This window comes from Thalassotalea ponticola (assembly GCF_041379045.1).
Classification (GTDB): domain Bacteria; phylum Pseudomonadota; class Gammaproteobacteria; order Enterobacterales; family Alteromonadaceae; genus Thalassotalea_A; species Thalassotalea_A ponticola.
Genome location: NZ_CP166871.1, coordinates 2,351,211 through 2,365,218, shown reverse-complemented (window position 1 = coordinate 2,365,218; position 14,008 = coordinate 2,351,211). Strand labels below are relative to the sequence as shown.

The 14,008-nt window shown below is 46.5% G+C and carries 8 protein-coding genes and 4 rRNA genes; 10 read left to right on the top strand and 2 right to left on the bottom strand.

Annotated elements, in window-relative coordinates:
• Positions 1 to 8: 8 nt before the first annotated feature.
• A complete protein-coding gene (locus ACAY30_RS10250; protein ID WP_290252116.1) occupies positions 9 to 410 on the bottom strand; it encodes a MerR family DNA-binding transcriptional regulator in 402 nt (133 codons plus the stop codon).
• A 411-nt stretch (positions 411 to 821) separates the two neighbouring features.
• Between ACAY30_RS10250 and ACAY30_RS10245 the strand changes: the two genes are divergently transcribed.
• The 10 genes from ACAY30_RS10245 to rrf (ACAY30_RS10200) all read left to right on the top strand — a co-directional run bounded on the left by ACAY30_RS10245 (position 822) and on the right by rrf (ACAY30_RS10200) (position 12,857).
• Positions 822 to 2,006 carry an acetyl-CoA C-acyltransferase gene (locus ACAY30_RS10245; RefSeq protein WP_290252117.1) on the top strand — a complete coding sequence of 395 codons (1,185 nt, stop codon included), beginning with the start codon at positions 822 to 824 and terminating at the stop codon, positions 2,004 to 2,006.
• A gap of 90 nt (positions 2,007 to 2,096) precedes the next feature.
• Entirely contained in the window at positions 2,097 to 3,254 is a 1,158-nt protein-coding gene (locus tag ACAY30_RS10240) for an acyl-CoA dehydrogenase family protein (RefSeq protein WP_290252118.1), read from the top strand.
• Between the two features lie 42 nt (positions 3,255 to 3,296).
• Positions 3,297 to 4,421: an enoyl-CoA hydratase/isomerase family protein gene (locus ACAY30_RS10235; RefSeq protein ID WP_290252119.1), complete on the top strand. Its 1,125-nt coding sequence runs from the start codon at positions 3,297 to 3,299 to the stop codon at positions 4,419 to 4,421.
• Positions 4,422 to 4,471: 50 nt separating this feature from the next.
• Positions 4,472 to 5,368, top strand: a complete 897-nt coding sequence (gene mmsB, locus ACAY30_RS10230) for a 3-hydroxyisobutyrate dehydrogenase (protein WP_371189883.1) — start codon at positions 4,472 to 4,474, stop codon at positions 5,366 to 5,368.
• Between the two features lie 14 nt (positions 5,369 to 5,382).
• On the top strand, positions 5,383 to 6,144 hold the full coding sequence (locus ACAY30_RS10225; protein ID WP_290252120.1) for an SDR family oxidoreductase: 762 nt from the start codon (positions 5,383 to 5,385) through the stop codon (positions 6,142 to 6,144).
• A gap of 225 nt (positions 6,145 to 6,369) precedes the next feature.
• Positions 6,370 to 6,915 (top strand): D-glycero-beta-D-manno-heptose 1,7-bisphosphate 7-phosphatase, encoded by a 546-nt coding sequence (gene gmhB / locus ACAY30_RS10220; RefSeq protein WP_290252121.1) that lies wholly within the window; start codon positions 6,370 to 6,372, stop codon positions 6,913 to 6,915.
• Positions 6,916 to 7,460: 545 nt separating this feature from the next.
• Positions 7,461 to 9,000, top strand: a 16S ribosomal RNA gene (locus ACAY30_RS10215).
• A gap of 473 nt (positions 9,001 to 9,473) precedes the next feature.
• Positions 9,474 to 12,358: ribosomal RNA gene (locus tag ACAY30_RS10210) — 23S ribosomal RNA — on the top strand.
• 156 nt (positions 12,359 to 12,514) lie between these two features.
• A 5S ribosomal RNA gene (gene rrf / locus ACAY30_RS10205) occupies positions 12,515 to 12,629 on the top strand.
• Positions 12,630 to 12,742: 113 nt separating this feature from the next.
• Positions 12,743 to 12,857 (top strand): 5S ribosomal RNA (gene rrf, locus ACAY30_RS10200).
• The 16S, 23S and 5S rRNA genes sit together here, the layout of an rRNA operon.
• Before the next feature lie 299 nt (positions 12,858 to 13,156).
• On the opposite strand, the gene ACAY30_RS10195 is transcribed toward rrf (ACAY30_RS10200), so the two are convergent.
• Positions 13,157 to 13,819, bottom strand: a complete 663-nt coding sequence (locus ACAY30_RS10195; protein ID WP_290251444.1) for an HAD family hydrolase — start codon at positions 13,817 to 13,819, stop codon at positions 13,157 to 13,159.
• Positions 13,820 to 14,008 lie beyond the last annotated feature (189 nt).

The window sequence follows — 14,008 nt, the reverse complement described above, 5'->3', positions numbered from 1 at the left end:
AATAATACTTATTGGTCACTGTGTTGTTTTATGCTCAACTCATTGCGAGCATCGGCACAGCGTTGTTCTAATGTGGCTAACTCGGTTAACACCACTTTTATGTCTTGTAATTGCTGATGTAGCGCAGCTCGTTTGTCAGCGATTAAATCCATGATCATGTCGAGCTGAGTTGCACTTGTTTTGTCGGTATCGTACAACTCGAATAAACGACCGGTTTCCGCTAATGAAAAGCCCAAACGCTTACCGCGCAGGATAAGCTTTAAGCGCACCCGATCGCGTCGATTGTAAATGCGAGTTTGCCCCTTGCGCAGCGGAGTAATAAGCCCTTGCGCTTCGTAAAATCGAATGCTTCGTGTCGTGATATCAAACTCTTTTGCAAGATCGCTAATTGTAAATTGCTGTTTTTCCATGAGTTATCCGAATTGTCTGGGCAGTAAAACACAACTGCCTAATACCTATAGTGCCTTTACTTTAGTGTAAGTTGACGTAAAGGTAAAGTTGTTCATCGTTGGTTTATCGAGTCGATGGTAGAGCTTTCACTATGTAAAATGACCATATTTAATGTTTAATGCTTTGTTTTTTATCGCTTTTGTGTTTCTTTTTAAGGTTTGTTTCCGTGTTGTTGGCAATCAAACTGTACACTTTTTACGACTATTTTTGCTTTACGTTGGCGTAAACGTAGCTTTTGCGGTAGGCTAGCATTATGAGTAATTTTAATCATTGCGACACAACCACAGAATCAACAAAACGCAATAGCAATAGTAAAAGTAACGTTTGTTGGTTATCTGCAATGATAGTTAACACAAAGAGTAGGAAAACTTATGGTTTTAAATGATCCAATTGTAATTGTAAGTGCGATGCGCACGCCCATGGGTGGCTTTATGGGTGGTTTGAGTTCAATCACTGCTACCGAACTTGGCAGTGCTGCGATTAAAGCGGCCACAGAACAGGCTGCGATTGGCAATGATCAAGTTGATGAAGTGATCATGGGCTGTGTATTACCAGCGGGGCTTAAGCAAGCCCCCGCTAGGCAGGCTGCGCTTGGTGCGGACTTAGCGTTATCAACGGTGTGTACGACCATTAATAAAGTTTGCGGTTCAGGTATGAAGGCTGCGATGTTTGCCTACGACTCGCTCGCTGCTGGGAGCATCGACGTTGCGGTTGCCGGTGGCATGGAAAGCATGAGTAATGCGCCGTATATATTGCCAAAAGCACGACAAGGTATGCGCATGGGCCACGGTGAAATCAAAGATCACATGATGTTTGACGGTCTGGAAAATGCCTACGACGGTATTGCCATGGGGTGCTTTGCGCAAAATACCGCTGATGACGTTGAATTCAGTCGAGAGCAAATGGATGATTTTGCTCTAACGTCATTGTCTCGAGCCAATGCGGCGATCGAGTCAGGCGCTTTCAACAATGAAGTGACGCCGGTTAGCGTAAAAACTCGCAAAGGCGAAGTGGTGGTCGATACCGATGAACAACCCGGCAACGCCAGACCAGATAAGATACCAACCTTGCGCGCTGCGTTCAAACGCGACGGTACTATAACCGCAGCAAACTCTAGCTCGATCTCAGATGGTGCGGCTGCGTTAGTGATGATGCGTTTATCTGAGGCCAATAAACGCGGTTTAACGCCTCTGTGTAAAGTTGTAGGTCATGCGACACATGCCCAACAACCGGAAGATTTTACCGTTGCACCTGTTGGGGCTATGCAAAAGTTACTCAATAAAGTGATGTGGCAAAAGGACGACGTAGATTTATTTGAAATCAACGAAGCCTTCGCCATGGTGACCATGTTGGCGATTAAAGAATTGGGCTTAGATCACAACAAAGTTAACGTCAATGGTGGCGCTTGTGCGCTAGGTCATCCAATTGGTGCAAGCGGTGCGCGTATTATCGTTACCCTGATTCACGCACTGAAAAACAAAGGCTTACATAAAGGTGTTGCAAGCTTGTGTATTGGCGGTGGTGAAGCGACAGCACTTGCCATAGAAATGCTATAACGCAACGTGAGTAGCGATGTGAACAAGCACATCGCTGTTTTGCGTTAATCAGGTTTGGCGACATGACCTTATGGGGAAGGACAAAAGCTAATGAATTTTGATTTAAACGAAGATCAGCAAATGTTTGCTGATATGGCGTCGCAGTTTGCACAAGCAGAGATGGCACCAAATGCCGCGCGTTGGGACGCCGAACACATATTTCCGCGCGATGTTATCGGCAAAGCTGGGGAGCTTGGTTTCTGTGGCTTATACAGTCCTGAAAGCGTCGGCGGATTAGGTCTATCTCGTTTGGATTCGTCGATTATTTTTGAGCAATTGGCGATGGGCTGTACGACAACAACGGCGATGTTAACCATTCACAATATGGCAACGTGGATGATGGCCACTTGGGGAAGCGACACAATTAAAAAACAATGGTGCAGCGACCTAGTGAGCGGCCAAAAATTGGCGTCATATTGCCTTACGGAACCGGGTGCTGGCTCTGATGCGGCATCGTTAGCAACAAGTGCCAAAAAGGATGGCGATTATTATGTTATCAACGGCTCGAAAATGTTTATTTCCGGTGCCGGTGAAACCGATGTTCTGGTGGTGATGGCTCGTACGGGCGGCCCAGGCGCTGATGGTATCTCTGCAATCGTTGTTCCTGCTGACGCTGACGGAGTAATTTATGGCAAGGCTGAAGAAAAGCTCGGTTGGAATGCACAGCCTACGCGGCTTATTACCTTTGACAGTGTGCGCGTTCCGACAGAGAATTTACTCGGCGAAGAAGGGCAAGGCTTTAAAATAGCGATGAAAGGTCTAGATGGCGGTCGCATTAACATCGCCACCTGCTCTATAGGTACGGCGCAACAGGCGTTAAATACCGCCAAAGCGTACATGCAAGAGCGTCAGCAATTTGGTAAACCTATTGCTGCGTTTCAAGGGTTACAATTTAAATTAGCGGATATGGCAACCCAGCTGGTGGCGGCGCGACAAATGGTGCGTTTAGCTGCATTTAAGTTGGATCAACAGCACAGCGAAACAACTGCCTATTGTGCGATGGCTAAACAGTTTGCCACCGATGTCGGTTTTGCGGTGTGCGATGCGGCCTTGCAAATTCACGGCGGTTACGGGTACATCAAAGAATATCCACTAGAGCGCCATTTTCGCGACGTTCGCGTGCATCAGATTCTTGAAGGTACCAACGAGATCATGCGCGTTATTATCGCTCGCCGTTTACTTGCTCAAAGTGCAGCACAGTTGCTTTAGCGCAGGACAACTTAAATAAAAAATATAACAATAAGGGTTAATATGTCAGACGTCGTATTATTTGACCAAATTGATTGTCTTAATGATAAAAAAATAGCGGTGATCACCCTAAATGCACCGAAGTCGTTAAATGCGTTGAGCCATGCAATGGTACAACAAATAACGCCTCAATTAGAGCTGTGGCAAAGCCAGCCTGAGGTGGTTGCTGTGTTTGTGCAAGGAAGTGGCGATAAGGCGTTTTGCGCAGGTGGCGACATTGTTCATTTATACAATAACATGCCCGCCGAAGGGGGCAAAGAAGCGCCACAAGTCGAGCAATTTTTCTGTGACGAGTACAAATTGGATTTCCTCATTCACAATTACCCAAAGCCGATTGTTGTTTGGGGTAATGGCATTGTTATGGGCGGCGGCTTGGGGTTGATGGCCGGCGCGAGTCATAGAATTGTGACCGAGAATACCCGCATTGCCATGCCTGAAATTAGTATTGGTTTATATCCCGATGTCGGCGGCAGTTACTTTCTCAATAATATGCCTAATAGAACCGGTTTGTTTTTGGGGCTAACAGGGGCATCAATTAATGCAACCGATGCAATGTATGTGAATTTAGCTGATTACTTTATTGGCCATCAACAGCAACAAACGCTACTTGATAATCTCAGTAAAATTTCCTGGTCAGGTGATTTGAGCACGCAAAAGCAGCAGCTTGAAACCGAGTTATCTAAACTCGCTAAGCTGTCACAAGAGCTAGCACCGCCGAGTGTTGTTGCAGCTCATCAGTCGTTAATAGACAAAGTAATGAGCGGTGAGGACTTAAAGGTTATCGTCGATAATATTGTCAACGAACAAATTGACGATAAGTGGTTTAACAAAGCGCAAAATTCCCTTGCTCACGGTAGCCCACTCAGTGCTGTTATTACTTATCATCAATGGCTCAAAGGTCAACAGATGAACCTAGCAGAATGCTTTCAGATGGAGTTGGTTATATCGAAAAAATGCGCTCAATTTGGCGAGTTTAAAGAGGGCGTACGCGCGCTGTTGATTGAAAAAGACAACCAACCACATTGGCGCTACCCAGATGTGGCGAGTGTCGATGAGACCGTTGTTGACTGGTTCTTTGACAACGATTATGAGCAAGGTGCTCACCCACTACAACAGCTGGAACAATAGTCGCCAAATCGTTTGGCAATATACAGAACAATGATGAAGGGGAAGTTAACATGGCAAATGTAAGCTTTTTTGGCTTAGGTAATATGGGTGGCCCTATGGCGGCTAATTTGGTCAATGCCGGACACAGCGTTATGGTGTTTGACTTAAATAAAGAGGCAATAGCAGATCTTGTCAAGCAAGGAGCAACCACCGCAGAGAGTGTGGCTGACTTGGCCAAGCACGCTGATGTGATTGTGTCTATGTTACCTGCGGGAAAACACGTAGAGTCGCTGTATTTGGGCGAGCAAGGGCTGATCGATAGCATCAAGCCAAATACGTTGGTTATTGACTCGTCGACCATTGATAAGCCAACGGTGTTAAAGGTAGCTAATGCGCTAGCTGCAAAAGATGTACAGTTTGTAGATGCACCCGTATCTGGTGGTGTGGCTGGTGCTGTAGCCGGTACATTGTCGTTTATGGTCGGTGGTGATAAAGCGGATTTCGAGCGCGCACAACCACTGCTTACAGACATGGGGAAAAATATCTTTCACGCGGGAGCACATGGCGCCGGACAAATCGCAAAAGTGTGTAATAATATGCTGCTCGGCATCCTGATGGCGGGTACATCGGAAGCCCTACAGTTGGGAATAAGTAACGGACTAGACGCGAAAACGCTATCTGATATCATGCTCCAAAGTTCGGGCAAAAACTGGACATTAGAGCGGTACAACCCGTGCCCAGGAGTACTCGATAACGTACCGTCAAGTAATAACTACAGCGGTGGCTTTATGGTCGACTTAATGACCAAAGACCTAGGTCTGGCTCTTGATACAGCCATTGACAGCCAATCAGCAACGCCGATGGGGGCGCTAGCGCGCAGCCTTTTTTCGTTGCACGCGGCACAGGGGTATGGCACCAGCGACTTTTCGAGCATTTTTAAGATGTTTGATCACCAAAACAAAAAATAATAGGTAAACAACGAATGGACATTAAAGACAAAGTCATCGTTATCACCGGAGCCGGTGGTGGTTTAGGGCGTGCTATGGCATTACAGCTTGCGAAACAAGGTGCCAAGTTGGCACTGGTTGACTTAGGTAACGATGCGTTACAAGTCACCCTTGATCAAGTAGTAGCGCTGGATGCAAATGCCAAAACCTACAATGCGGATGTCAGTAACGAAACGAGTGTTGAATCAACGTTTTCACAGATAGCTGAAGACTTTAACGGCATCGATGGATTAATAAATAATGCCGGTATCTTGCGAGACGGACTGTTACTAAAAGCCAAAGACGGTGACGTAGTGAGTAAAATGTCGCTAGAGCAATTTCAGTCGGTTATTGACGTCAACTTAACCGGCGTATTTTTGTGCGGCCGTGAAGCGGCACTGCAAATGATCAAATACAAGCGCCAAGGTGTGATTATTAACATGTCATCAGTTGCTCGACAAGGTAATATGGGGCAAACCAATTACTCAGCGTCAAAAGCCGGCGTTGTCGCAATGACTGTGACTTGGGCCCGAGAGTTGGGACGTTACGGAATTCGAGTCGGTGCCATAGCGCCAGGTGTGATTCGTACGGCCATGACCGATGCGATGAAGCCCGAAATGCGAGAGCGCTTAGAGAAAATGAAGCCTGTGGGACGTTTGGGTACACCAGAAGAGATAGCTCATACAGCCAAATATATTTTTGAGAATGACTTTTTCACAGGTCGAGTGATTGAAATCGATGGTGGCTTGGCCATGTAGTCATCATTTGCAGTTGCGTCATTGTATTGTGCCTATTTTACTGGGCATGTGTTGCGAAGACGCGATTTTAGCAGCCGAGTGAGCACAATAAACACAAAGCGTCAGCGGTTACGACACTTTGTGTTTATTTTTATCAGCTCATAGACATGCTGTGCGATAATGTCGCTTGATGCTATCGACAGTTATCACGTACATATCTTTTTATATCATTAGGGTAAATAACACATGAGCAAAGCGTTGTTTTTAGACCGCGATGGGATCATCAATATTGATCATGGCTACGTATATAAAAGTGAAGACTTTGAATTTGTCGATGGTATTTTTGAACTTTGTGCTAAAGCCAACAAACTCGACTATCACATTTATGTGATCACCAACCAGTCTGGTATTGGTCGAGGTATGTACAGTGAGGAGCAGTTTTTGCAACTCAGTGACTGGATGATCAGCCAATTCAAGCAACGAGGCGTATCTATTGAACAGGTTTATTACTGCCCCCATCATCCACAAAAGGGTGTTGCCGACTATAAACAGCACTGTCAATGTCGAAAACCTGAACCGGGCATGATTTTACAAGCGGCAAAAGAACACCACATTGATCTATCTGCGAGTATTTTCATCGGTGATAAACTGTCAGATATGCAAGCGGCAAATCGCGCCGGTGTCGGTAAGAAAGTGTTAGTGAGCAGTCGTTACCAACAGCAAGACGTAAGTGAACAGGAAACCGACATACTAAACATTGAGTCTGTGCGTTCATTTATTGCGCAATTGTAGCGGTTTCTGACTATAATTTAACCGGCTTTGTGATTAAGTGTAAAAATCGACATAAAGCGGTTGACCCGATCACAAAAATCCCTACAATGCACACCATCTTCAGCGGCGCAGACCAACGAAGGCAACAGTAGGGAATGCCTACTAGACCGAGTCAAATTGAGATAAGGTCGGTTTTGATAAGTTAAGTCAGAGAATATCGAGCTTAGCGGTCAACAAAACGCTTAAAAATGTTTTTCAAAAAACTTTCAAAAAGCAGTTGACATCAAAACTCAGATGCGTAAAATGCGCATCTCGCTTCGGGCAAGGCCTGCAGCGACACGAACAAGGTTAGCGAGTGCGTCTAATCTCGCATCGAAACAAAACGTTCATCCATGAACCGTTTCGATGTCGGTACATCCTTGTACTGATCTTTAACAAATAGTTATCATGCAATTTGTGTGAGCATTCATAAGATATGTAGTTTTACCACTATTCAAAATCTTAATGAGGTTCATGCAAACGACATATGTCAAATGCAACAGAATTCATTGAGTAGATTAAATTTTTAATTGAAGAGTTTGATCATGGCTCAGATTGAACGCTGGCGGCAGGCTTAACACATGCAAGTCGAGCGGAAACGATTCTAGTTTACTAGAAGGCGTCGAGCGGCGGACGGGTGAGTAATGCTTGGGAATATGCCTTAAGGTGGGGGACAACAGTTGGAAACGACTGCTAATACCGCATAATGTCTACGGACCAAAGGAGGGGCTCTTCGGACCTTTCGCCTTTAGATTAGCCCAAGTGAGATTAGCTAGATGGTGGGGTAATGGCCTACCATGGCGACGATCTCTAGCTGGTTTGAGAGGATGATCAGCCACACTGGGACTGAGACACGGCCCAGACTCCTACGGGAGGCAGCAGTGGGGAATATTGCACAATGGGGGAAACCCTGATGCAGCCATGCCGCGTGTGTGAAGAAGGCCTTCGGGTTGTAAAGCACTTTCAGCGAGGAGGAAAGGTTAGTAGTTAATACCTGCTAGCTGTGACGTTACTCGCAGAAGAAGCACCGGCTAACTCCGTGCCAGCAGCCGCGGTAATACGGAGGGTGCGAGCGTTAATCGGAATTACTGGGCGTAAAGCGTGTGTAGGCGGATTGTTAAGCGAGATGTGAAAGCCCAGGGCTCAACCTTGGAACTGCATTTCGAACTGGCTGTCTAGAGTATTGTAGAGGGTGGTGGAATTTCCAGTGTAGCGGTGAAATGCGTAGAGATTGGAAGGAACATCAGTGGCGAAGGCGGCCACCTGGACAAATACTGACGCTGAGACACGAAAGCGTGGGGAGCAAACAGGATTAGATACCCTGGTAGTCCACGCCGTAAACGATGTCAACTAGCTGTCTGTGAACTTGATTCGTGGGTAGCGTAGCTAACGCGCTAAGTTGACCGCCTGGGGAGTACGGCCGCAAGGTTAAAACTCAAATGAATTGACGGGGGCCCGCACAAGCGGTGGAGCATGTGGTTTAATTCGATGCAACGCGAAGAACCTTACCATCCCTTGACATCCAGAGAACTTACTAGAGATAGTTTGGTGCCTTCGGGAACTCTGAGACAGGTGCTGCATGGCTGTCGTCAGCTCGTGTTGTGAAATGTTGGGTTAAGTCCCGCAACGAGCGCAACCCCTATCCTTATTTGCCAGCGCTTCGGGCGGGAACTCTAAGGAGACTGCCGGTGATAAACCGGAGGAAGGTGGGGACGACGTCAAGTCATCATGGCCCTTACGGGATGGGCTACACACGTGCTACAATGGCGGATACAAAGGGCAGCGAGACCGCGAGGTGGAGCGAATCCCATAAAGTCCGTCGTAGTCCGGATTGGAGTCTGCAACTCGACTCCATGAAGTCGGAATCGCTAGTAATCGTGGATCAGAATGCCGCGGTGAATACGTTCCCGGGCCTTGTACACACCGCCCGTCACACCATGGGAGTGGGTTGCAAAAGAAGTAGCTAGTTTAACCTTCGGGAGGACGGTTACCACTTTGTGATTCATGACTGGGGTGAAGTCGTAACAAGGTAACCCTAGGGGAACCTGGGGTTGGATCACCTCCTTACCTTAAGTAAAACACTGTCTTTTGAGTGTTCACACAAATTGAATGATAACATTCGCATGCGATTGCATGATGCTCTTTAACAATTTGGAAAGCTGATATTAAACCCGGTGTTTGTATTGGCAACAACGTGTCGCACGGTGTTGCATAAGATATAAATACCAACGAAGAAGAAATTCTTCATGATTTTTAAAAAAATCAATACTCAAGGGTCGAATTAAGTACATCCGTGTACAATTCGACATCCAAACATCCTTGTTTGGAACATTCTTAATGAATGCGTGAAAATGTCAGACATACATTTGAATTTGGTTTTGTCACCAAATTACTCAGCAACTGTATTGTACAGATTTTGCTTTAGTAGCAAGGCTTGCGATGATGTGAGGCAGGGAGTTACCTTCGGGTAATGACCAACGAACATCAAGCGTAACGCAGCTAATAACGCAAAAGACAAGCAAGACTTTTTGGGGTTGTATGGTTAAGTGACTAAGCGTATGTGGTGGATGCCTTGGCAGTTAGAGGCGATGAAGGACGTGTTAATCTGCGATAAGCTGTGTTGAGCCGATAAAAGGCGTTATAGGCACAGATTTCCGAATGGGGAAACCCACCCGTCATAAGGCGGGTATCGTTAAGTGAATACATAGCTTAACGAGGCGAACCGGGAGAACTGAAACATCTAAGTACCCCGAGGAAAAGAAATCAACCGAGATTTCCTTAGTAGCGGCGAGCGAACGGGAATTAGCCCTTAAGCGGTTTGTGAATTAGTGGAATAAGCTGGAAAGCTTGACGATACAGGGTGATAGTCCCGTACACGAAAATGACCTTACCGTGAAATCGAGTAGGACGGAACACGTGAAATTCTGTCTGAATATGGGGGGACCATCCTCCAAGGCTAAATACTCCTAACTGACCGATAGTGAACCAGTACCGTGAGGGAAAGGCGAAAAGAACCCCTGTGAGGGGAGTGAAATAGAACCTGAAACCGCATACGTACAAGCAGTGGAAGCCTTCGGGTGACTGCGTACCTTTTGTATAATGGGTCAGCGACTTATGTTCTGTAGCAAGGTTAACCGATTAGGGGAGCCGTAGCGAAAGCGAGTGTTAACTGCGCGTTTAGTTGCAGGGCATAGACCCGAAACCCGGCGATCTACCCATGGGCAGGTTGAAGGTTGAGTAACATCAACTGGAGGACCGAACACACGTATGTTGAAAAATGCGGTGATGACTTGTGGGTCGGAGTGAAAGGCTAATCAAGCCGGGAGATAGCTGGTTCTCCCCGAAATCTATTTAGGTAGAGCCTCGGACGAACACCACTGGGGGTAGAGCACTGTTAAGGCTAGGGGGTCATCCCGACTTACCAACCCTTTGCAAACTCCGAATACCAGTGAGTGATATCCGGGAGACACACGGCGGGTGCTAACGTCCGTCGTGGAAAGGGAAACAACCCAGACCGCCAGCTAAGGTCCCAAAGTCTATGTTAAGTGGGAAACGATGTGGAAAGGCCCAGACAGCTAGGAGGTTGGCTTAGAAGCAGCCATCCTTTAAAGAAAGCGTAATAGCTCACTAGTCGAGTCGGTCTGCGCGGAAGATGTAACGGGGCTAAACATAGCACCGAAGCTGCGGATTTAATCTTAGGATTAAGTGGTAGGGGAGCGTTCTGTAAGCCGTTGAAGGTGTGTTGTAAAGCATGCTGGAGGTATCAGAAGTGCGAATGCTGACATGAGTAACGATAATGGGGGTGAAAAACCCCCACGCCGAAAGACCAAGGTTTCCTGTCCCATGTTAATCAGGGCAGGGTAAGTCGGCCCCTAAGGCGAGACCGAAAGGTGTAGTCGATGGGAAACAGATTAATATTTCTGTACTTCTTATAATTGCGAAGGAGGGACGGAGCAGGCTAGGCAAGCATGGCGTTGGTTGTCCATGTGAAAGTATGTAGGCTGGAGATTTAGGTAAATCCGGATTTCCTTAAGGCTGAGATACGAGACGAGATTCTACGGAATTGAAGTTGTTGATGCCATACTTCCAGGAAAAGCTTCTAAGCATCAGATTATAAGGAACCGTACCCCAAACCGACACAGGTGGTTAGGTAGAGAATACTAAGGCGCTTGAGAGAACTCGGGTGAAGGAACTAGGCAAAATAGTACCGTAACTTCGGGAGAAGGTACGCTGGCTCTGGTGATGGGACTTGCTCCCTAAGCTGAGGCCAGTCGAAGTAACCAGGTGGCTGGAACTGTTTATTAAAAACACAGCACTGTGCTAAATCGTAAGATGACGTATACGGTGTGACGCCTGCCCGGTGCCGGAAGGTTAATTGATTGGGTTAGCGCAAGCGAAGCTCATGATCGAAGCCCCGGTAAACGGCGGCCGTAACTATAACGGTCCTAAGGTAGCGAAATTCCTTGTCGGGTAAGTTCCGACCTGCACGAATGGCGTAATCATGGCCACACTGTCTCCACCCGAGACTCAGTGAAATTGAATTTGCGGTTAAGATGCCGTATACCCGCGGCTAGACGGAAAGACCCCGTGAACCTTTACTATAGCTTGACAGTGAACATTGCTCCTACATGTGTAGGATAGGTGGGAGGCTTTGAAGCGAGTACGCCAGTATTCGTGGAGCCATCCTTGAAATACCACCCTTGTATGCGTGATGTTCTAACCTGGTCCCATAATCTGGGATGGGGACACTGTCTGGTGGGTAGTTTGACTGGGGCGGTCTCCTCCCAAAGTGTAACGGAGGAGCACGAAGGTTGGCTAAGTACGGTCGGACATCGTACGGTTAGTGCAATGGCATAAGCCAGCTTAACTGCGAGACAGACACGTCGAGCAGGTACGAAAGTAGGTCATAGTGATCCGGTGGTTCTGTATGGAAGGGCCATCGCTCAACGGATAAAAGGTACTCCGGGGATAACAGGCTGATACCGCCCAAGAGTTCATATCGACGGCGGTGTTTGGCACCTCGATGTCGGCTCATCACATCCTGGGGCTGAAGTCGGTCCCAAGGGTATGGCTGTTCGCCATTTAAAGTGGTACGCGAGCTGGGTTTAGAACGTCGTGAGACAGTTCGGTCCCTATCTGCCGTGGGCGTTTGAGAATTGAAGAGGGCTGCTCCTAGTACGAGAGGACCGGAGTGGACGAACCTCTGGTGTTCCGGTTGTCACGCCAGTGGCATTGCCGGGTAGCTATGTTCGGAACTGATAACCGCTGAAAGCATCTAAGCGGGAAGCAGGCTTTGAGATGAGTTCTCACTGGGACTTTGAGTCCCCTAAAGGGTCGTCGGAGACTACGACGTTGATAGGTCAGGTGTGTAAGCGTTGTGAGACGTTGAGCTAACTGATACTAATTGCCCGTGAGGCTTAACCATACAACACCCAAGAGGTTTTCGTATGGTCTGATAATCATCACGCATGATTAAGAATTGAGTAAATATCGCTTTCCAGATTATTAATTACGTGGAGACGTCGCTCCAAGCCATCCATGGCATCGCGACATAAATACATCCATGTATAAAAGTTTTTTGTCTGGCGACAATAGCACTTTGGAACCACCTGAACCCATGCCGAACTCAGAAGTGAAACGAAGTAGCGCCGATGGTAGTGTGGGAGTTCCCATGTGAGAGTAGGTCATCGCCAGGCTCCTAATTGAAAAAAGCCCGTTGATTGAGACGGGCTTTTTACTCTGAACTTTAAGTTAATATTACTTTAACTAGTAATATTAACTTAGAGTTTAAAAATCTAGACGTTTTTTATCTAGCGACAATAGCACTTTGGAACCACCTGAACCCATGCCGAACTCAGAAGTGAAACGAAGTAGCGCCGATGGTAGTGTGGGAGTTCCCATGTGAGAGTAGGTCATCGCTAGGTTCCTATTAATAAAAACCCGTCCTTGTGACGGGTTTTTTGCTTTTTGTAATCAGCTGTATCCCTTCTATTTACAGGTATTTATCATACCCATACATACCGTCCCACAGAAGTGTGTCCGATTGGGCAAATAAAAGTTTCCCTTAGTTTAGTTGATAGTTTCGACCAATCAACAATCAACAATCAACAAGAAACGGAGAGCGACTGTGACCAATTAACGCGAATACTAACCAAATTCAAGTTGCATTAGATTGGTTATTTAAAAGCGTTAATTAGCCAGTTGATTTGACTCAAGCCTCGTTTTACTGATTGTTAGAGATTAATATCTGCCTAGCCAATTCATCTATCGAGTTGACCAATTTTGTAGGCCTACTTTGTATTAAATCTTCAACTTCTCCCGCACCGTGGGTAATAGCTATGCTATCGATGCTCGCATTATTAGCCATTTCAATATCGTAGCGACTATCGCCGATATATAGCGCATCTTTCCTATTCATATTCATGGCGCTGAGAATTTGCTCTAGCATGTCAGGGTGAGGTTTGGGCTTGGCATCATCCGCCGTGCGCAAACAATCAAATACACCATCTAAGTTATAACTGCGAAGGCAGTTATCTAAGCCGATGCGACCTTTGCTGGTTGCAATCGCTAACTGTTTATTAGACCGCTGTAGATTGTTGATTAAATCCAGGCATCCTGGATAAAGAGGCGATGCAACGCGATTCTCAAATACAAAGTGACGACGGTAAGCCTGTTCAAGTTCCATTAACTGATCCACCGTTGCTTTGGGAAATAACGTCATTGCCGCTTGTGACATTCCTGCACCAATAATTTTCTTACAGTCACTCTGAGACGGTATGGGTAATTCAGCGCACTCGGCTGCGTGTTGTAATGACGCAACAATTTTATTGATAGAGTTCATCAATGTGCCATCCCAATCGAATATGTAGAGCTGATAATGGTGCATAAATTTCCCGTAGTGTTGTGCCCTAGCGTAAAGTGTTGAGTCGTTGACATATCGATGCAAACGCTAAGATATATGGTTGAAACGTCAGCTGAGATCATCGCCTTGTCGATGTCTGAACATTACTTCACTTTATGCTGTTAATTAGTCGTAACTCTATTTTCATTAGCATTGCATCGATGGCATTTCCCT